Origin of the sequence: Saccharothrix sp. ALI-22-I, assembly GCF_001984175.1 — a bacterium.
In the GTDB taxonomy this organism is placed as follows: domain Bacteria; phylum Actinomycetota; class Actinomycetes; order Mycobacteriales; family Pseudonocardiaceae; genus Actinosynnema.
Map to the genome: position 1 here is coordinate 41,324 of NZ_MTQP01000056.1, position 18,414 is coordinate 59,737.

General features: G+C 71.0%; 18 protein-coding genes and 1 pseudogene. 7 read left to right on the plus strand and 12 right to left on the minus strand.

Annotated elements, in window-relative coordinates; translation table 11 throughout:
- Positions 1-22: 22 nt before the first annotated feature.
- On the minus strand, positions 23-2,896 hold the full coding sequence (gene uvrA / locus ALI22I_RS15370; RefSeq protein ID WP_077006171.1) for an excinuclease ABC subunit UvrA: 2,874 nt from the start codon (positions 2,894-2,896) through the stop codon (positions 23-25).
- A 240-nt stretch (positions 2,897-3,136) separates the two neighbouring features.
- On the opposite strand from uvrA, the gene ALI22I_RS15375 reads away from it, so the two are divergent.
- A complete protein-coding gene (locus tag ALI22I_RS15375) occupies positions 3,137-3,928 on the plus strand; it encodes a maleylpyruvate isomerase family mycothiol-dependent enzyme (protein ID WP_077006172.1) in 792 nt (263 codons plus the stop codon).
- Between the two features lie 119 nt (positions 3,929-4,047).
- Here ALI22I_RS15375 and ALI22I_RS15380 read toward each other — a convergent pair.
- Positions 4,048-4,983: pseudogene (locus ALI22I_RS15380) on the minus strand (acyltransferase family protein); the annotation flags it as partial.
- A gap of 116 nt (positions 4,984-5,099) precedes the next feature.
- Between ALI22I_RS15380 and ALI22I_RS15385 the strand changes: the two are divergent.
- Positions 5,100-5,777 carry an MBL fold metallo-hydrolase gene (locus tag ALI22I_RS15385; RefSeq protein WP_077006174.1) on the plus strand — a complete coding sequence of 226 codons (678 nt, stop codon included), beginning with the start codon at positions 5,100-5,102 and terminating at the stop codon, positions 5,775-5,777.
- 404 nt (positions 5,778-6,181) lie between these two features.
- Complete coding sequence (locus tag ALI22I_RS15390) at positions 6,182-6,955, plus strand: nucleoside phosphorylase (RefSeq protein WP_179118243.1); 774 nt, start codon at positions 6,182-6,184, stop codon at positions 6,953-6,955.
- A gap of 7 nt (positions 6,956-6,962) precedes the next feature.
- On the opposite strand, the gene ALI22I_RS15395 is transcribed toward ALI22I_RS15390, so the two are convergent.
- The 3 genes from ALI22I_RS15395 to ALI22I_RS15405 all read right to left on the minus strand — a co-directional run bounded on the left by ALI22I_RS15395 (position 6,963) and on the right by ALI22I_RS15405 (position 9,478).
- Positions 6,963-7,568, minus strand: coding sequence for a DUF7711 family protein (locus ALI22I_RS15395; protein WP_077006175.1), 606 nt, complete (start codon positions 7,566-7,568; stop codon positions 6,963-6,965).
- A 161-nt stretch (positions 7,569-7,729) separates the two neighbouring features.
- Positions 7,730-8,515 carry a class I SAM-dependent methyltransferase gene (locus ALI22I_RS15400; RefSeq protein WP_077006176.1) on the minus strand — a complete coding sequence of 262 codons (786 nt, stop codon included), beginning with the start codon at positions 8,513-8,515 and terminating at the stop codon, positions 7,730-7,732.
- Between the two features lie 105 nt (positions 8,516-8,620).
- A complete protein-coding gene (locus ALI22I_RS15405) occupies positions 8,621-9,478 on the minus strand; it encodes an SGNH/GDSL hydrolase family protein (RefSeq protein ID WP_077006177.1) in 858 nt (285 codons plus the stop codon).
- 160 nt (positions 9,479-9,638) lie between these two features.
- Here ALI22I_RS15405 and rnhA point away from each other — a divergent pair, with 160 nt between their 5' ends.
- Positions 9,639-10,124 carry a ribonuclease HI gene (gene rnhA, locus ALI22I_RS15410; RefSeq protein WP_143532222.1) on the plus strand — a complete coding sequence of 162 codons (486 nt, stop codon included), beginning with the start codon at positions 9,639-9,641 and terminating at the stop codon, positions 10,122-10,124.
- On the opposite strand, the gene ALI22I_RS15415 is transcribed toward rnhA, so the two are convergent.
- From ALI22I_RS15415 to ALI22I_RS15435, 5 genes are all read right to left on the minus strand, one after another.
- Entirely contained in the window at positions 10,080-10,838 is a 759-nt protein-coding gene (locus tag ALI22I_RS15415; RefSeq protein WP_077006178.1) for a hypothetical protein, read from the minus strand. The two genes, rnhA and ALI22I_RS15415, sit on opposite strands and share 45 nt — an antisense overlap.
- A 14-nt stretch (positions 10,839-10,852) precedes the next feature.
- On the minus strand, positions 10,853-11,248 hold the full coding sequence (locus ALI22I_RS15420) for a hypothetical protein (RefSeq protein ID WP_077006179.1): 396 nt from the start codon (positions 11,246-11,248) through the stop codon (positions 10,853-10,855).
- Between the two features lie 149 nt (positions 11,249-11,397).
- A complete protein-coding gene (locus tag ALI22I_RS15425; protein WP_077006180.1) occupies positions 11,398-12,003 on the minus strand; it encodes a response regulator transcription factor in 606 nt (201 codons plus the stop codon).
- A complete protein-coding gene (locus tag ALI22I_RS15430; protein WP_077006181.1) occupies positions 12,000-13,100 on the minus strand; it encodes a sensor histidine kinase in 1,101 nt (366 codons plus the stop codon). The genes ALI22I_RS15425 and ALI22I_RS15430 overlap by 4 nt, the downstream gene beginning before the upstream one ends.
- Positions 13,101-13,315: 215 nt before the next feature.
- Positions 13,316-14,449 (minus strand): aminotransferase-like domain-containing protein, encoded by a 1,134-nt coding sequence (locus ALI22I_RS15435; RefSeq protein WP_202970985.1) that lies wholly within the window; start codon positions 14,447-14,449, stop codon positions 13,316-13,318.
- Positions 14,450-14,597: 148 nt separating this feature from the next.
- Here ALI22I_RS15435 and ALI22I_RS15440 point away from each other — a divergent pair, with 148 nt between their 5' ends.
- Positions 14,598-14,921 carry an ArsR/SmtB family transcription factor gene (locus ALI22I_RS15440; RefSeq protein WP_077006183.1) on the plus strand — a complete coding sequence of 108 codons (324 nt, stop codon included), beginning with the start codon at positions 14,598-14,600 and terminating at the stop codon, positions 14,919-14,921.
- Positions 14,921-15,784: an SRPBCC family protein gene (locus tag ALI22I_RS15445; RefSeq protein WP_077006184.1), complete on the plus strand. Its 864-nt coding sequence runs from the start codon at positions 14,921-14,923 to the stop codon at positions 15,782-15,784. Before ALI22I_RS15440 ends, ALI22I_RS15445 begins: the two co-directional genes overlap by 1 nt.
- On the opposite strand, the gene ALI22I_RS15450 is transcribed toward ALI22I_RS15445, so the two are convergent.
- Together ALI22I_RS15450 and ALI22I_RS15455 are read right to left on the minus strand one after the other, a co-directional pair.
- A complete protein-coding gene (locus ALI22I_RS15450) occupies positions 15,766-16,605 on the minus strand; it encodes an ADP-ribosylglycohydrolase family protein (protein ID WP_077006185.1) in 840 nt (279 codons plus the stop codon). The genes ALI22I_RS15445 and ALI22I_RS15450 overlap by 19 nt on opposite strands.
- A gap of 96 nt (positions 16,606-16,701) precedes the next feature.
- Positions 16,702-17,973: an MFS transporter gene (locus ALI22I_RS15455; protein WP_077006186.1), complete on the minus strand. Its 1,272-nt coding sequence runs from the start codon at positions 17,971-17,973 to the stop codon at positions 16,702-16,704.
- Here ALI22I_RS15455 and ALI22I_RS50845 point away from each other — a divergent pair.
- Positions 17,899-18,411: a TetR-like C-terminal domain-containing protein gene (locus tag ALI22I_RS50845; RefSeq protein WP_179118244.1), complete on the plus strand. Its 513-nt coding sequence runs from the start codon at positions 17,899-17,901 to the stop codon at positions 18,409-18,411. The two genes, ALI22I_RS15455 and ALI22I_RS50845, sit on opposite strands and share 75 nt — an antisense overlap.
- Positions 18,412-18,414 lie beyond the last annotated feature (3 nt).

The window sequence follows — 18,414 nt, forward strand, 5'->3', positions numbered from 1 at the left end:
GCGCGCGTGACCCTGCGGTACGTCAGCCGACCGCCGCCTCGTCGGGCAGCACTTCCCGCAGGAACTGCCCGGTGTAGCTGTCCGCGACGTCCGCGACCTGCTCCGGCGTGCCTTCGGCCACCACGATGCCGCCACCGGACCCGCCCTCGGGCCCCATGTCGACCAACCAGTCCGAGGTCTTGATGACGTCGAGGTTGTGCTCGATCACGATCACCGTGTTGCCCTTGTCGACCAACCCGTTGATCACGCCGAGCAGCTTGCGGATGTCCTCGAAGTGCAGGCCGGTGGTCGGCTCGTCGAGGATGTAGACCGTCTTGCCGGTGGACCGTTTCTGCAACTCGGCCGCCAGCTTCACCCGCTGCGCTTCACCGCCGGACAACGTCGGCGCGGGCTGCCCGAGCCGCACGTACCCCAGCCCCACGTCGACCAGCGTGCGCAGGTGCCGGTGGATGGCGTTGATCGGCTCGAAGAACGTCGCGGCCTCCTCGATCGGCATGTCGAGGACCTCGGAGATCGTCTTGCCCTTGTAGTGCACTTCCAGCGTCTCGCGGTTGTACCGGGCGCCCTTGCACACCTCGCACGGCACATACACGTCCGGCAGGAAGTTCATCTCGATCTTGATCGTGCCGTCGCCCGCGCACGCCTCGCAGCGCCCACCCTTGACGTTGAACGAGAACCGGCCCGGTTGGTAGCCGCGCACCTTCGCCTCGGTGGTCGCCGCGAACAGCTTGCGGACGTGGTCGAACACGCCCGTGTAGGTGGCCGGGTTCGACCGCGGCGTGCGGCCGATCGGCGACTGGTCCACCCGCACCAGCTTGTCGACCTGCTCCAGCCCGCGGATGCGGGTGTGCCTGCCGGGCACCTGCCGCGCGCCGTTGAGCTTGTTCGCCAGCACCGTCGCCAGGATGTCGTTGACCAGCGTGGACTTGCCGGACCCGGACACGCCGGTGACCGACACCAGGCAGCCGAGCGGGAACGACACGTCGATGCCGCGCAGGTTGTGCTCGCGCGCGCCCACCACGGTGAGCTGCCGCTTCTTGTCGACCTTGCGGCGCGCGGCGGGCATCGGGATCTCCTTGCGCCCAGACAGGTACGCGCCGGTGATCGACTCCTTGTTCTTCAGCAGCTCCCGGTACGGGCCGCTGTGCACGACCTTGCCGCCGTGCTCGCCCGCGCCGGGGCCGATGTCGACCACCCAGTCGGAGGTGCGGATGGTGTCCTCGTCGTGCTCGACCACGATCAGCGTGTTGCCCAGGTCGCGCAGCCGGGTCAGCGTCTCGATCAGCCGGTGGTTGTCGCGCTGGTGCAGGCCGATGGACGGCTCGTCCAGCACGTACAGCACGCCGACCAGGCCGGAGCCGATCTGCGTGGCCAACCGGATCCGCTGAGCTTCGCCACCGGAAAGTGTGCCGGACGCGCGGTCCAGTGACAGGTAGTTGAGGCCGACGTCGAGCAGGAAGTGCAGCCGGGCCTGGATCTCCTTGAGCACCGCGCCCGCGATCATCGACTCGCGTTTGCCCAGCTTGAGCCCGTCCAGGAAGTCCGAGCACTCGGCCACCGACATCGCGCAGACCTCGGCGATGGACTTGTCGCCCTGGCGGCCGTGGTGCAGCGTGACGGCGAGGATCTCCGGTTTGAGGCGGGTGCCCTGGCACGCGGGACACGGCACCTCCCGCATGTAGCCCTCGTACTTCTCCCGCATGAACTCGGACTCGGTCTGCTCCTGGCGGCGCTCCAGGAACGGGATCACGCCCTCGAAGTTGGCGTAGTACGAGCGCTCACGGCCGTAGCGGTTCTTGTAGCGGACGTTGACCTGCTCGTCGACGCCGTGCAGCACCGCCTTCTGCGCCTTGGCCGGCAGCTGCCGCCACGGCGTGTCCATCCGGAACCCGATCGCCAGGCCCAGCGACTCCAGCAGCCGGGTGAAGTACTCGGCGGTCTGCCCGCTGGCCCACGGGGCGATCGCGCCGTCGGCCAGCGACAGCTCGTCGTCCGGCACGACCAGCTCCGGGTCGACCTCCTTGCGCACGCCGATGCCGGTGCACGCGGTGCAGGCGCCGTAGGGCGAGTTGAACGAGAACGACCGGGGCTCCAGGTCCTCGATCGCCAGCGGGTGGCCGTTCGGGCAGGCCAGGTTCTCGGAGAAGCCGCGCACCCGGCCGGGGTCGTTCTCCGGCACGTCGACGAACTCCAGTTCGACCAGGCCGTCGGCCAGGCGCAGCGCGGTCTCCACCGAGTCGGTCAGCCGCTGCTTGGAGCTCGCCTTCACGCTCAGCCGGTCGATCACCACCGCGATCTGGTGCTTCTCCTGCTTCTTCAGCTTCGGCACCTCGCCCAGCGCGTACACCACGCCGTCGACCTTGGCGCGCGAGTAGCCCTGGGACTGCAGCGTGGAGAACAGGTCGAGGTACTCGCCCTTGCGGCCGCGGATGACCGGCGCGAGGACCTGGAACTTGGTGCCCGGCTCCATCGCCAGCACCTGGTCCACGATCTGCTGCGGCGTCTGCTTGCTGATCGCCTCGCCGCAGGTCGGGCAGTGCGCCTTGCCGGCGCGCGCGTAGAGCAGCCGCAGGTAGTCGTAGACCTCGGTGATGGTGCCCACGGTCGACCGCGGGTTGCGGCTGGTCGACTTCTGGTCGATCGACACCGCGGGCGACAGGCCCTCGATGAAGTCGACGTCCGGTTTGTCCATCTGGCCGAGGAACTGCCGCGCGTAGGCCGACAGCGATTCGACGTAGCGGCGCTGGCCTTCGGCGAAGATCGTGTCGAAGGCGAGGCTGGACTTGCCCGAGCCGGACAGCCCGGTGAACACGATGAGGCTGTCCCTCGGCAGGTCGAGGTCCACCCCTCGCAGGTTGTGCTCGCGCGCCCCGCGAACGACAAGCCGGTCGGCCACAACGGTTCCCTTCGGTTTCGACCTTCCCCCGAACAGACGTTCGAAAAGCGTATCGGACCACTCCGGGCCACGGCGGACAGCCCTGTCGGGGAGGGCGCCACCATGCTAGGTGCGACCACCGACAAAAACTGCGAGCGGCACTTCCACGATCGTGCGCCAACGGCTCTACCGGTCGGTAGTGAACGCCCCTACGCTGGGGTGATAGGCCGTTCGGCCGCATGACGCCGGGATGAGGTGCCCATGAGCTTCGCCGATGCCGCTCAGGTTCGATCCGATCGGACGAGCGTACCCGCGCCCCGCGAGCAGTCGGCCGCGGTCCAGGACGCGGTCGCCGGGCTCGCCGAAGTCGAACGGGCGACGCGGGCGTTGTACGAGGTCGTGGCGGCGCTCGACCTGCCCGCGCTGCGCGGGCCGAGCCTGTTGCCCGACTGGAGCCGCGCGCACGTGGTGACACATCTCGCACGCAACGCCGACGCCCTGGTGAACCTGCTCACGTGGGCGAAGACCGGGGTCGAGCACCAGATGTACCCGAGCGCGGCGGACCGTGACGCGGACATCTCGGAGGGTGCGGCCAGGCTGCCGCAGCTGCTGCGCGCGGACCTCGACGCGGCGTGCCAGCGGTTCGCCACGGCTGCCCGCGAGCTGCCGCCCACGGCGTGGGAGGCGGAGGTCGCGCACCCGAAGAGCGGGGTGCTGCCGGCGCACCGGGTGCCGTGGCTGCGGGTGCGCGAGGTGTGGTTCCACCTGGTCGACCTCGACCACGGGGTCGGCTTCGAGGACCTGCCGGCGGAGTTGCTGGAGGGCTTCCTGGAGGAGGCCGTCGGCCAGTACGCGGGACGGCCCGACGTGCCGTCGGTGCGGGTGGAGGCCACGTTCCCGGACGGCCGTCAGCGCAGCTGGGGGCTGACCGCGGACAGCGAGACGTCGCCGACGGTGAGCGGTGCGGCGGCCGACGTGCTGGCGTGGCTGACCGGCCGCCACAGCGGCGCGCGGCTGAACGGGACGGCGCCGACGCTGCCCAAGTGGCTCTGAGCGGCGTGCAGGCGGGCGGTGAGCAGTAGGCCGACCACGGCCGGGACGGCCGGGACGGCCGGGCGGCGCGCGGTCAGGGCGCGGTGCGCGGGGCGTTCGACGAACTTGGTGAGCAGCCAGCCGAGGACGACGGCGGTGCCGGTGAAGGCCGCCAGTTCAGCCCACGTGCCGAAGCGCGCGACTTTCGCCATCACGACGTAGCCGATCTCCTGGTGCACCAGGTACACGCCGTACGAGATGCCCGCGAGCCACTTGATGGGGCGGGCGAGCGCGCGCACGGGGGCGATGTCCCAGTCCGGGCCGCCGGCCGCGGCGGACAAGCCGATCAGCAGCACGCCCAGCCCGATGGTCGACCTGAGATCGGCGGTGTGCACCGCCTGGGCCGCGAGGGAGGCGATGAGCAGGGCGAACAGGTGCCGGTCGCCGAGCCGTCCCTTGGACCACAGCCAGATGCCGATGCCGATGGCGAACAGCTGCGCGCGGTGCACGCCGAGGCCGTCGTAGAGGGTGCGGATCGCGCCGGGCTCGACCGTCCAGATCCTGGCGACCAGGGGCGTGACGACGAGCGCCCACAGGAGGACCTTGACTCCCCTGCCCCGGATCCGGGAGGCCAGGAGAGCGCCCGCGACGAAGCCCGTGACCTGCACCGGGAGGGTCCAGTAGGAGAAGTCGACCAGCCGGACGTCCGGGAACCAGTTCTGCAGCATGAGGGAGTTGAAGAGCAGGTCGCGCGGTTCGAGGTGGCTCCAGCCCTCGGGGGCGACGTAGCGCAGCACGACGTACGTGCAGGTGGCGGCGACGACGTAGGCGGGGACCAGGCGGGCCAGGCGGTTGCGCAGGAAGCGGGCCGGCCTGCCCTTGGCCAGTGACGCGCAGGCGAAGAAGGCGGAGATCACCACGAGCGCGCTCGCGCCGAATTCGAGGTTGAAGACGAAGGGCGGTGAGCCGAGTTCGGAGTGGACGGACGGCCCGGCGTGGGTGGCGTGCTGGAGGAGCACGCACAGCACCGCGAGGATGCGCAGGAGGTCCCAGTTGATCCGACGTTTGGTAGGCACGAGGTGGAAGAACCCTATCCGGACGACATCGGAGGAGCGGCGGTGATCGTTACCAACCCTAGGGGGTCAACCTGCAGGGATCCTGAAGGGCGCCCGGTCGGCTACCGTCGGCCACTGTGGACGTACTTGAGGACTACACGGGGCACGTATCGCCGGGCGGCCCGGCGGCACGGCGCACCCTCGATGCGCTGACCATCACGAAGGTCTCGGTGGGACCGATGGACAACAACGCGTACCTGCTGGTCTGCCGCGCGACGAACGAGGGACTCCTCATCGACGCGGCGGCCGACCCCGAACGCCTGTCCGACGTGGTGGGCCACTCGGTCAACCGCCCCAGGCTGAAGACCGTCGTGACCACGCACCAGCACGCGGACCACTGGGCAGCCCTGGGCGCGGTAGCGGGCGCGAACGGCTCGAACACCATCGCGCACCCCGCCGACGCGGGCGTCCTGCCCATCCCACCGGACGTCCTGGTGGAGCACGGCGACACCGTGCACGTCGGCGAAGTCCCCCTGACGGTGATCCACCTGCGCGGCCACACCCCGGGCTCCATCGCCCTCCTGTACCGCGACCCAACCGGACACCCCCACCTCTTCACCGGGGACTCGCTGTTCCCGGGAGGGGTCGGCAAAACCACGTCACCTGAAACCTTCAAGTCGTTGATCGACGACGTGCAGTCGCGGGTCTTCGACGAACTGCCTGACGAGACCTGGTTCTACCCGGGTCACGGCGACGACTCCACGCTGGGCGAGCAACGTCCCCACCTGGACGAGTGGCGCGCCCGCGGTTGGTAAGCGGGCAGTGCCGGCGGGGCCAGTCCGGGCCCCGCCGGTTCACGGGAGGCGCGCACCGACACGTCATGGACGCCGATCGTTTCGCCTCCGCCCGCTCGCCGATGTCCGGCGGCGGGCTACTTGCCATTTCGTCGCCACAGGAGATTCGAAGGACGTCCTTGGCGGCATCGCGACGGGTTTCTTTGGAACAAACCGCTATCAAGGACATCGAAGCCACCAACGTCACGTAGAGCAAACCGGCGATGTTCACTGCGGCACTTACGGGCACGGCGGGGATCCACGACGACATGGTCACCTCTGTCCACCCTCGTACCCGTGACCCGGAGGGCGCCCCACCGTCATCGACTACCGGCCGCTGCAAAAGGTGTGGTCGCGGTGATCGGCATTCGGTCAGACTCGGCGACGTGGACGTGGACCTGCCGCTGCTCCGGTTCGACTCCGACGTCGAGGCGCTGATCACGCCTTCCGCCCCGGAGCTGTCCGAGCCTTGGCCGCGCCGGGCGGTGCTGTGCTACTTCCACGAGCAGATCGCGGCCTTGCACGAACGGGGGATCGCCCGTCTGGTGGGTCGGTTCACGGTCGAGATGGGCGGGCACGGCATCTACGTGGTCGATGCCGATGACGGCGCGTCGGTGGTCGTGCTCCACCCGGGAGTCGGCGCCCCGGCCGCCGTGCACCATCTCGAACGGGTGATCGCCGGCGGTGTCCGTGACGTCGTGCTGTGCGGCAGCGCCGGAGCGCTCGTGCCCGGGTTGGTGCTCGGACGTGCCGTGGTGGCGACCGGCGCGATCCGGGACGAGGGGACGTCGTTCCACTACGCGCCGCCCGCGTCCGCCATCGACGTCGACCACGACGTGGTGAACGCCCTGGTCAGGCTGCTCGCAGAACGGTCCGTCCCCCACGTCACCGGATTGACGTGGACGACGGACGCCCCGTTCCGGGAGACGCGCGCGTCCGTCGCGGCCCGGCGGGAACAAGGGTGCCTGGTCGTGGAGATGGAGGCGTCGGCCCTGCTGGCAGCCGCACGGTTCCGTGGCGTGAGGCTGGGGCTGCTCCTCTACGCCGCCGACGACCTCAGCGGCCCGACCTGGGACTCCCGTGACTGGACCACCAGCGACGCCCGCGCCGAGCTGCTCACCCTGGCGATCGAAGGCACCGCGCGAATTCACCCGATGTAGTGCACTTTCACGGGCTGTCAGGCTCGACCCGCGCCACGGCGTCCAGCACGTCGAGGTAACCGTCACCGACCCGCCACAGGGCGTCCGAGACCGCCGTGAGCTTGCCGGGACTCCAGCGTTTGTCCTCGTAGGCACGGGTGTGCCGGCGCAGCGCCCGCAGGCTCACCGCCAACTCGTCCCGGAGACGTGCACGCATCTCGTCCGCTCCGGGCGCGGGCAGGCGAGCGTCCTCACCACGTCCGTCGGCAAGAGCGGCCAGGGTCTCCTCCGCCGTCCCGTCCACCGCGTCCCAGACCAACGCCGGGCGGTAGATGGAGTGGTTCCAGACCGGGGCTTGCGACGAGCGCCAGAGCGGCCGGATCGGGTTCCTCGACACGCGGCTCGCGTTGGCCCAGTGCTCCGCGCCGTGCGGCTCGCTCAACCACGGCACGTCGTCAACCGGCAGATCGACCACCAGAGCGACGGTCACCAGTTCGATATCCCTAGCCGCACCGAGGATGTCCCCGACCGCCCACACCTGCACCACGCGCAGCGGGTGGATCGGACTGCCCGCCAACTCGCCGCACTTGGCCGCCAACTCCTCGACGTGCTGAACCGCCCGTGACCATTTCACCGGACCATCCTCGCCCATCCCGGTGAATCGGCAGATCGGCCACGACGGTGCTGGGGAACGAGTCGAAGCTGGACGGGCCGACACACCTGGTCGTCGGACAGCTCGGACAGCTCGGGCAACTAGGACAGCTCGGACAGCGGGTGCTGCCGGCGTTGCAGCCCTCACCGCCGTCCGGTCAGGACGGTCACCGGGACGTGCTCGGTGAACGGCGCGTGTGGCTCCAGCGCGCGGCGGAGGCGGTCGGTGAAGTCGGGGCGTTCGGCGAGCGGCGGCAGTCGGTCGACGGGCAGGGCCGAGAGGACACCGCCGACGATCGACTCCAGGTCCGGGGTGTCGACGTAGTCCACGCGGTGCAGATCGACCTGGAACCCGGCGGCGACCAGGCTTTCGCCGTACCGCCGCCGGCTCTCCTCGTCGGTGCCGCAGGCATTGGCGAGACGCGTGCCCAACCACTGCTCCATGCTCTCGCGCAACGCGCGCGACCAGTCGCTGTCCTGCAACCACAGCGGCGTCCCGTTGGTCAGCACGGCCACGCCTCCACCCGGCCTGGCCAGCGCGATCAGCTCCCGGAACAGCTCGTCGTGCCGCATCCAGTGCAGCGCCTGACCGATGGTGACGACGCCGACCGACGCGTCACCGAGCAGGGCGCGCAACGCGGGCACGTCGGCGTCCGTCCCGATCATCCAGCTCAGGTTCGCCTGCCCCCGTTCGGCCGCGGCACGGCGGCCGTGGGCGATCATGTCCGGCTCCGGATCGACACCGACCACGGCGCGAACCCGTGCCGAGAGGGGCACGGTCACCTGCCCCGTCCCGCACCCGAGATCGACCGCGACGTCGTCGCCGGTCAACCCGAACGCCTCCACCACCGCGTCGAACACCGCCGGCGGATACCCCCTCCGATACCGGTGGTAGAAACCGGCCACCTCACCCGCGAAACCCAGCGCCATGCCTCACAGAGTGCCCACGGACTCCGGTGGGACGACAGCGATTGCGCTCTCGGCGCAACACCGCGGTCCCGCTCCACCGGGTGATGCGGAGCGGGACCGCGGCTGCTACCTCAGGTAGGACGCGAGGCCGATGTTCTGGTCCCGCAACGCCTTCGCGACGACGCGCGCGATCTGCTCCGCGCCGGCGGCTTCGAAGTGGGTGTGGTCGTTGCAGAAGAACGCCCCCACCGCGCCCTGCGTGTAGTCGCCGTTGTTCGGGCACAGCTTGAGCGTGTTGTAGAGGTTGTAGCTCAAGCGGTGCAGGTCGATCATCGGGACCTGGTTGGCGGAGGCCGCGTTCGCGGTCTCGGTGAGGAAGCCCCGGCTGCCCACGGCGGTGCTGCCGCTGCACCTGATCGCCGACACCGGCGTGAGGAGGATCGGCCGCGCGCCGCGGTCCTTGGCGGCCTTCGCCATCACGCCGAGCAGTTGCTGGTAGCGCGCCGTGCCGACGTGCCGGGGGCAGGCGCGGTCGCCGTCGTTGATGCCGAACTGGATGACGAGGTAGTCGCCCGCCTTCATCCCGTTGAGCATGTCCTGCCAGCGCTGCGCGTACGTCGCGGGGCTGACCACGCACTCGCCGGCGGAGTCCATGGTGCTCTTGACGTTGCCCTCGTAGAGCCACGTCTGGATGCTCCGGCCCGCGACCGCGCTGTTGACCACGGTGACGTCGTCGTTGAACAACGCGTCGAACCGGCTGCCCCAGCCGACCGGGCAGGTCGACCTCGGGTTGGCCATGGTCGAGTCACCCGCCATCCACACCGTGGGGCCGGCCATCGCGCCGGCCTCCCCGTCCTGCTTGACGACGCAGTCGGCGGCCGACTCCGGGTCGGGCGCCGCCGCGGCGCGGTCGACCCCGACCGCCGTCGTCAGCACGAGCAGGGCCAGCACTGCGACAAGCCGTTTCCCCGAGGGAAGCTTCATTGTTTCTCCACCAGAGAGTGTCCGGACAGCGGCGTGTCCTCCACTGTGGCGTGGTGGTCGAGGCCGACCTAACGCCGTGTCTCGGGTGGCCGGTCCGTCTCGGATGGCGGGCCGCCCACAGCCCGCCGGCGCCGCCGGCGCGCTCGGTATGTTCCCCCGCATGGAGCAGGTGGTGGAGATCTACACCGACGGCGCGTGCAGCGGGAACCCCGGGCCGGGAGGGTGGGGCGCCGTGCTGCGGTACGGGGCGCACGAGCGCGATCTGTTCGGTGGGGAGTCCCAGCCCACCACCAACAACCGGATGGAGCTGATGGCCCCGATCCGGGCGCTCGAAACACTCCGCAGGCCGTCGGTGGTGCGGATCTACACCGACAGCACGTACGTCCGCAACGGGGTCATGTCGTGGATGGCCAAGTGGAAGACCAACGGCTGGATGACCTCCGGCCGACAGCCCGTCAAGAACGTCGACCTCTGGCAACGCCTCGACGCCGCCGCCGCCCCGCACCAGGTCGAGTGGCACTGGGTGAAGGGCCACGCGGGCCACCCGGAGAACGAACGCGCGGACCGTCTCGCGGTCCGCGGCGTCCGAGCGGCGATGGAGTCAGATCTGAGGGCAGATGTCGTACATGATGCGGAACAGGCGTGAGGATTCCGGGGTCTGCTCGACGGGGAGGTCGAAGTAGGCCTTGGAGGCTTCCACGCACTGGGTGAGCAGGTCGTGCTCGGAGGTCAGGGTGGACTCGCGGGAGCGGTTGGTCTCCAGGGTGCTGTCGGCTTCGTCCTGCTTCTCGGCCAGGTCGGAGAGGGCGGCTTCCTTGTCGGCGCGGGTGGCGGCGACCTGGTCGCGGTCGGAGGTCTCGCCTACGTACAGGACGGTGAAGAGGCCTGCGACGATGGCGAACACGGCGGCCAGCGTGGTCAGGGCGATGATCGGCGCCCGGCTGGGGCGGGCGGGCGGCATCTGCGGGTGCGGTAACTGCATCCCGTTCGGCGGGGTCGGGACGGACTGCGTCATGGCCGGCGGGTAGGCCTGCTGCATGAAGTCCGGCGGCGACGGTTGCGTCGGGATCAGGGGTGGCGGTTCCTGCTGTGCCACCGGGGTCTGCGGCACAGCGGTGGGTGGCACGGCGGCGGGTGGGGTGGCGGGTGGCGTGGTGGTGTGGACCGCGGTCGGCTGCTCGGCGAGCGACGTGGAGTGCACTGCGGTCGGTTGCTCGGCCAACGACGTGGAGTGCACTGCGGTGGGCTGCTCGGCCAACGACGTGGAGTGCACCGCGGTCGGCTGTTCGGACAGCGGCTGCGGCGCGGGGGTGTGTGTGGTGGTGGCGGTGGGCTGCTGGTCGGGTTCGGGCGTGGTCATGTCGGCTCCCCAGTTCAGCAGTTGTCCGCGGCGCGGCCGACGGCGTCCCGCAGGACCGCGTCATCGTCGCCCTTGGCGGCGTTGATCGAGTCCTTGGCCGGGTCGGCGCACTTGTGCAGCTCGGCGTTCTGCGCCTCCAGCGTGGAGATCCGGCCCGCCACGGTGTCGATGGACGTCTCGGTCTCCTCCAGCCGCCCCTCGGCCTCGGTCAGCGACCGGTTGGTCTGGTCCAGGCGCTGGACTTCAAGGCTGTGCTCGTCGCGAGCACCGACGAACAGCACGATCGTCAACACGGACGCGCCCACCAGCGCCAGGACGAGCGCGCCCAGCATGACGACCGCGGCCCGCGGCCTGGCCTTCGGCGGCGTGGGTGGTGGCGGCGACGGGATCGGCAGCGCGTGGTCGGTCATGTGTCCCTACTTTCCCCAAATGAGATACCTGGGAAGTTAGAGACGCCGGACAGCCAGGCCAAGACTCCATCGGCCGGAAACTTCCGCTACCTGCCGGGACCCCGGTGATCCGGTCCCCGGAACGGCCCGCTCCGGCCCGGTCCGGGGGATCACAGCCACCCGTTGTCGTGCGCGGTCAGGTACGCCTCCGAACGGCTCGTGGCACCCAGCTTCGCCACCGCCGCCGACAGGTAGTTGCGCACCGTCCCGGTGGACAGGTGCGTCTTGCGCGCGATCACCGCCACCGGCGTGTCGTACTCCGCCAGCCGAAGAACCTCCAGCTCACGGGGCGTCAACGGGCACGGCGGCGTGGTCAGCGCGTCCGCCGCCAACGCCGGGTCGACGTACCGCGCGCCGCCGTGCACCCGACGGATCACGTCGGCCAACGTGCCGCCCGGCGACCCCTTGGGCAGGAACCCCTTCGCCCCGGTCGACAACGCCCGCTGCAGGTGGGGCGGTTTGCCGCGCCCGGTCAGGATCACCACGGCACACGACGGCAGGGACGCGGCCAGCTCGGCGGTCACCTCGAACCCGTCCAGCAGCGGCATCTGGAGATCCACCACCGCCACGTCCGGCCGGTGCGCCAACGCCGCACGCACCGCCTCCCGACCGTCCGCGGCCTGCGCGACGACCTCCAGGTCCGGCTCCAGGCCCAGCAACGCCGCCACCGCGACGCGGATCAGCTCCTCGTCGTCGGCCAGCAGCACGCGTATCACGGCCGCACGGTCGCCACCAGCGTGAACACCCCGTCCTCCTCCCCCGTGCGCAACGTCCCGCCGACCCCGGCCAGCCGCTCGGCCAACCCGCGCAACCCCGACCCACCACCTGACCCACCGCCCGGCGCGACGCCCGACGCCCCGTCGTTCGCCACGGTCAACCGGACCTCGTCGGCCCCGGCCACGACCTCGATCGTGCACCACCGCGCCCGGCTGTGCCGCAGCACGTTCGTGCCCGCCTCCCGCAACGCCCACGACAACTCACGCGCCACCGCAGGCAACGATGACGGCACCGACACCGTGCACCGCACCCCGGACGAGGTCAACACCTGCTCGATCGCCGAAGCCTGCTCACCCAGCTCCACGGTCCGGTACCCGTGCACCGCCTCACGCATGTCCGCCAACGCCGCCGCGGCCAGCACCCGCACCTCGTCGGCCTCCGCACCGGCCCGTTCCCCGTCCACGACCGCCAGCCGCGAAGCCAACTCCGCCTTCAACGCGATCACGGTCAACCGGTGCCCCAACAGGTCGTGCACGTCCCGCGCGAACCGCAGCCGCTCCTCGATCACCGCCAGCCGCGCCCGCGCCTCACGTCCCTGCTGCGCCTGCACCACCAGGTCCCACAACCACACCGGCAGCACGTGCATCAACGCCAACCCGACGCCCACACCACCGGCGATCACCAACGCCCGCACCGGCTCCGCCGACAGCACCACCGCCACCGCGACCACGGCCGGCGCCAACACCCACCACCGCCGGACCAGCACCGGAGCCGTCCCGACGAGCGACGCGGCGACCCACGCCCACGTGTCCCACCGCCCGGCCGCGACCGGCGCCAGCAACGGCACCGACAACAACGACGCCACCACGAAAGCCGCGTCCCACCGCACCCGCGCGGCCGGCGTCACCGCCGCGTACAGCACACCGGCGTGCGCCACGCTGAACAGCACCGCGCCGACCAGCCCGAGGACCACCCAGGTGGGCCGGGGTTCCAGCAGCACGCCGACCCCCGGCCCGACCAGGCTGGTGGACCACGCCATGCCCAACGACACCAGCGTGAGCACCCGCGCCCGCCGCATCCCGCCCCGCCACGTCATGCGCGGTGCCGCCACATCACCAGGACCACGCACGGCAGCATCAGTCGTCGCCGCCGTCGGCGACGATCAAGATGCCCAACGCGGTCGACACCGCGAGCGAGAGAATCGAAGAACGTGTCATGGGAACCACGTTGCGGCCGGCCGCGCACAACTCCCACCCTCGCGGTGTCACCACAAACCCGTGCGGAACACACGGCCCGACCGTGCACCGCCGGTCAGCGCAGGACCGTCGCCAGCCTCCTCATGCCCTCGGCGATCGCGGCGGTCGTGTTGGTGGTGAACGACAGCCGCATGGTCGACCGGTCCGGCGTCGTCGCGTAGAACGACGCGCCGGGCACGAACGCCACATCCCGCTCCAACGCCGACATCACCAGCGCGGCCGTGTCCACATCACCTGGCAACGTGAGCCACACGAACATCCCGCCGTCCGGGTCGGTCCACCGCGTCCCGTCCGGCACGGTCGACGGCAGCGCCGCGATCATCGCGTCCCGCCGCTCCCGGTAGCCCGCGCACAGCCCCTGGACGTGCAAGTCCAGGTCGTTCGCCTTCAGGTACACCGCCGCCGCGGCCTGGTCGATGGTGGACGTGTGCAGGTCCGCCGCCTGCTTCACGATCACCAGCGTGCGCATGATCGACGCGGGCGCGCGCAGCCACCCCAGCCGCATACCGGGCGCGCCGACCTTGGAGAAACTGCCCGCGTACAGCACACGTTCGCTCAACGAAGCCAGCGCGGGCACCGGCTCGCCGCGGTAGCGCAGCTCGCTGTACGGGTCGTCCTCCACCACCCACAGGCCGTGCCGGTCGGCGAGCGCGGCGATCTCGACCCGCCGTTCGAGGCTCAACGTCCGGCCGGTCGGGTTGGCGAACGTCGGCACCAGGTACAGCAGCTCCGGGCGTTCCCGCGCGATCACGTCCGCCAGCGCGGCCGGGTCCATGCCGTGCTCGTCACTCGCGACGGGCACGATCCGCGCGCCGGCGAGCTGGAAGCACTGCAACGCCGCCAGGTAGGTCGGCTCCTCGACCGCGACCACCGCGCCCGGTTCCAGCAGGGCGGTCACGACCAGCGTCAACGCCTGCTGCGAACCGGTGGTGATCAGCAGGTCTTCCACGTCGGTGGGCAGGCCGCGCCGGGCGAGCCGGTCGGCGACCAGGGCGCGCAGGTCGACGTCACCCTCGGTGGGCGCGTACTGGAGGGAACGGCGGGACAGCGCCTGGTCGAAGGCCGTGCGCAGGCCGTCGACGTCGAAGAACTCGGGCGCGGGCAGGCCGCCGGCGAACGAGATCACTTCGGGGCGGGCGGTGAGGGCGAGCAGATCGCGGACAGGCGAACTGGAGAACGTGCGCGGCATGGCGCTCCTCGACATCGTGGAGTGGGCAGTTCACGCGGTCGTGCCACGCATTGAGGTGGCTGCACTGGGGTCGAGGCGCCGAGTTCAGCCTACCGGGTGATCACGGAGTGGTTGACAGTGAATATGCCGTGCTGGCTATATTGCCACCATGGCATCTACGTTCGCCGTACTCGCCGACCCGCACCGACGGCAGATCCTGGACCTGCTGCGGGGCGGTGAGCGGCCGGTCAACGAGCTGGTCGACGGGCTCTCGGTGAGCCAGCCGACGGTGTCCAAGCACCTCAAGGTGCTGCGCGAGGCCGGGCTGGTCGAGGTGCGGCGGGACGCGCAGCGGCGGCTCTACCGGTTGCGGCCGGGGCCGTTGGCCGAGGTCGACGCGTGGCTCGCGCCCTACCGGCGGATGTGGGAGGACAGCCTCGACGCACTGGAACGCCGACTGGACGGGATTGACCGAGTGGACGGGATTCACTGATGAGCACCGAGTTCTCGCGGCGGATCGACGGCAAGCCGGTACTGAGGTTCGAACGGGTGCTCGCGCACCCACCGGCCAAGGTGTGGCGGGCGATCACGGAGCCGGGCGAGTTGGCGCACTGGTTCCCGGCGACGGTGGAGATCGACGGTCGGGCGATGACGTTCTCGTTCCCCGACCAGGTCACCACCGGCGAGGTGCTGGGGTTCGACCCGCCCAGGGTGTTCGCGTTCCGCTGGAACACCGACGTGCTGCGGTTCGAGCTCCGGCCGCACGAGCGCGGGTGCCTGCTGGTGTTCACGCACGTCCTCGGCGACGAGCACAGCGCCGGGCGCAACGCCGTGGGCTGGGACACCTGCCTCGCGGGCCTCGAAGCCAGGCTCGACGACCGGCCGTTCGAACCGCGCACGGACGTGCTCGGGCCGATGGAGCACTACATCCGGGAGTTCGGGCTGGACGAGGGCCGGTTCGAGGACGGCGTGGTGCGGTTCGTCCGCGACCTCGTCTGGCGCCCGCTGGACGAGGTGTGGTCGCTGCTCGCCGAAGGCGAGGAGGACGGCGTGCCGATCCGTGCCGCCAACCCGCACGTGCCAGCCGGCCCGGTGGTCGAGCGCACCCCGCCGCGCGTGCTGGAGTTCGACTCGCCGACCGGGCGGGTGCGCTGGGAGTTCCGGCACGACCCGGACCAGGGCACGACGGTGGAGCTGACGCACGCGGTCCGCGACCCGGCGTTCGCACCGCAAGCGCTTGCCGCCTGGCACGCGCACCTGGAGCTGTTCTTCGCGGCGACGTTCGGCGATATCCGCTGCCCGTGGCCGGAGGACCGCGTCGCCGAACTGGTCCGGCACTACGAGAGCAGCAGCTGAGCGTCCAGCCGGGCCAGGTGGTCGCGCCCGAACCGCCCGTTCTCCAACCCGTCCACCAACACCGGGGGCAGGTCGGCGCGGATCTCGGCGGACCGTGACGCGGCGGCCAGGGCGACGGTCGCGACCGTGTCCACGTCACCGGTGAAGGCGACGCACGAGCGCAGCACCTCGCTCAGCGAGCCACCACCGGACAACGCGGTCAACGCCGCCCGCACGCTCATCACACCCTTCGACCCGACCTTGCCCCGCCACGGCCGCGCCCACAGCCCGTCGCCGAGCCGGTCCGCGATCCACGAGCCGACCGACGCCACCGGCCCCAGCCCGTGGTGGCAGTAGTGCACGGCCAGCGCTGCCGCCCGCGCCGCCGCCACCCCGTCCGGCGTGTCGTGGGTGACCTTGGCCTGCACGTCGGTGTGGTGCAGCACGTCGTCCACGGTGGGCAGCAGACCGGCCGGCGCGGCCCGCATCGCCGCACCGCTCTTGTCGCTGTCCGGCCGGATGCGCGCCAGGAACTCCGCACCGGTGTGCACGGTCGCCAGAAAGGCCTGGAAACCGCGGGCGTATCCCTCGCGCGGGTCACGGTGGAACGCGGTCACGAACGCCGACGCCACCGCCTCACGCGTCCACCGCGCACCGGATGCCCGCAGTTCCGCCAGCGCCAACGTCATCTGCGTGTCGTCGGTGTAGCTACCGGGCCGAAGCCCGGTGTGGGTCGGGTGCGCGACATACCCGGCCAGGGTGTTGTGCCTGGTCACGAAGGACGACGGGGCGTACTCGAAGCCCGCGCCGTACGCGTCCCCGATGGCCAGTTCGACGAGCATGGCGCCACGCTATAAGCCGATCAGGCGACGTCACAGCGAATTCCAGTCGCGCGAGCGGAGTCCCTCCAGGAACTCCGTGACCAGTGCGGTGGCTGATCACTTGTTCTTCCCAAACGCCAGGACCGCGCCACCGACGACGGTCGCGAGCCCGCCGACGGCCAACGCGCCCGCCGCGCCGAACCCCGTGCCCGCCAACGCGATCAGCACCGCCAGCCCCATCGCGCCGCCGACCTGCTGGGACGTCGTGGTCAGCGCCGACGCCACGCCCTGCTCGGCGTCGGCCACCCCGGACGCGGCGGCCACGAACATCGCCGGGAACGTGAGCCCGCCGCCGATCCCCCAGACCAGCAGCCCCGGCAGCAGGAGCCAGAACCCGCCGTCCCACGCCATCGCCGCGGCGAGCAGCGCGATGCCGACACCGTTGACGACCATGCCGACGACCAACGTGACCCGCACACCCCACCGTGCGATCGCCGCGCCGGTGCCCTTGAGCGACGCCGTCATCGACACCAACGTCAGCGGCACGAACGCCGACACGGCGGCCAGCGGCCGGTAACCCAGTTGGTCTTGCAGGTAGGTGGTGAACAGGTAGTACGCGCCGCCCAGCGAACTCTGGAACAGCAGCACCACGCCGATCGCGCTGACCAGCGCCCGGTTGCCGAACAGCCGCAGCGGCACCAGCGGGTCACGCGTGCGCCGTTCCACGGCCACGAACACGCCCAGCAGCACCACCCCGCCCGCCAACGCGAGCCCGCCCCGCACCCAACCCGCCTCCGGACCGCTGACCAGCCCGAACACCAGCAGCACCGACCCGGCGGTGGCGAGCACCGCGCCCGGGACGTCGAAGCTCTGCCGCACACCGCCCGTCCGGTCGGCGGGCAACACCCAGAAGGCCAGCACCGCCGCCCCCAACGACAGCGGCACCAGCACGAACAGCGTCCACTCCCAGCCCAACGCGTCGGTCAGCACGCCGCCGAGCAGCGCGCCCGCGGCCAGCCCACCGCTGCCCGCCGCACCCCACACCGACAGCGCCCGCGTCCGCTCCGGTCCCTCCGCGAACGTCGTGCTGATCAGCGCCAACGTCGCCGGCGTCAGCAACGCGCCGCCGACACCCCGCACCGCCCGCGCCGCGACCAGCACACCCGGCGACGTCGCCAGGCCGCCGACCAGGCACGCCACCCCGAACACCACCAGACCGGCCACGAACGCCCGGCGCGCGCCGAGCCGGTCGACCACCCGACCCGCGCAGAGCAGGAACCCGCCGAACACGACGGCGTAGGCACTGACCACCCATTGCAGGGACTGGCTGGAAAAGCCGAGCGCACGCCCGATGTCGGGCAGCGCCACGTACACGATGTTGTAGTCCACGGCGACGCGGCGGGCCGCATCCTGGCCTGGGCGGAGAACTTCCGCACCTGGTCGCCGGCCAACCCGGAGGGCTGCCGCCTCATCTACGGCGACCCGGTACCCGGCTACCAGCCACCGGAGGAGGGCGTGGAGGCGGAACTGCGGGCGTGCAAGGACCTGGTGGACCTCGTCGCCGCCGCGTGGCCGAGCGCGGCGGACCGCCAATCACAAGGCGACCACGAATGGTCCGACTTCGACCCCCACGTAGTGGACGCCGTCCGCGCCGACCACCCCGACCTGCCACCGGCCGCCATCGCACTGTCGTTGCGCGTGTGGGGCCGGATGCACGGCCCGGTAGCGCTGGAGGTCTACGGCCACCTGCGCACCCAGACCCGTGCCCCGGACAAGGTCTACCGCGCCGAGATGGCCGACCTCATCTCCTCACTCGGCCTCACCTGAACA

Excerpts from the sequence above, each read along its gene's own strand:
- ALI22I_RS15375 (WP_077006172.1), top strand. The coding sequence starts at position 3,137 with ATGAGCTTCGCCGATGCCGCTCAGGTTCGATCCGATCGGACGAGCGTA.
- ALI22I_RS15400 (WP_077006176.1), bottom strand. The coding sequence starts at position 8,515 with ATGGCGCTGGGTTTCGCGGGTGAGGTGGCCGGTTTCTACCACCGGTAT.
- ALI22I_RS15405 (WP_077006177.1), bottom strand. The coding sequence starts at position 9,478 with ATGAAGCTTCCCTCGGGGAAACGGCTTGTCGCAGTGCTGGCCCTGCTC.
- rnhA (WP_143532222.1), top strand. The coding sequence starts at position 9,639 with ATGGAGCAGGTGGTGGAGATCTACACCGACGGCGCGTGCAGCGGGAAC.
- ALI22I_RS15415 (WP_077006178.1), bottom strand. The coding sequence starts at position 10,838 with ATGACCACGCCCGAACCCGACCAGCAGCCCACCGCCACCACCACACAC.
- ALI22I_RS15420 (WP_077006179.1), bottom strand. The coding sequence starts at position 11,248 with ATGACCGACCACGCGCTGCCGATCCCGTCGCCGCCACCACCCACGCCG.
- ALI22I_RS15430 (WP_077006181.1), bottom strand. The coding sequence starts at position 13,100 with ATGACGTGGCGGGGCGGGATGCGGCGGGCGCGGGTGCTCACGCTGGTG.
- ALI22I_RS15435 (WP_202970985.1), bottom strand. The coding sequence starts at position 14,449 with ATGCCGCGCACGTTCTCCAGTTCGCCTGTCCGCGATCTGCTCGCCCTC.
- ALI22I_RS15440 (WP_077006183.1), top strand. The coding sequence starts at position 14,598 with ATGGCATCTACGTTCGCCGTACTCGCCGACCCGCACCGACGGCAGATC.
- ALI22I_RS15445 (WP_077006184.1), top strand. The coding sequence starts at position 14,921 with ATGAGCACCGAGTTCTCGCGGCGGATCGACGGCAAGCCGGTACTGAGG.
- ALI22I_RS15450 (WP_077006185.1), bottom strand. The coding sequence starts at position 16,605 with ATGCTCGTCGAACTGGCCATCGGGGACGCGTACGGCGCGGGCTTCGAG.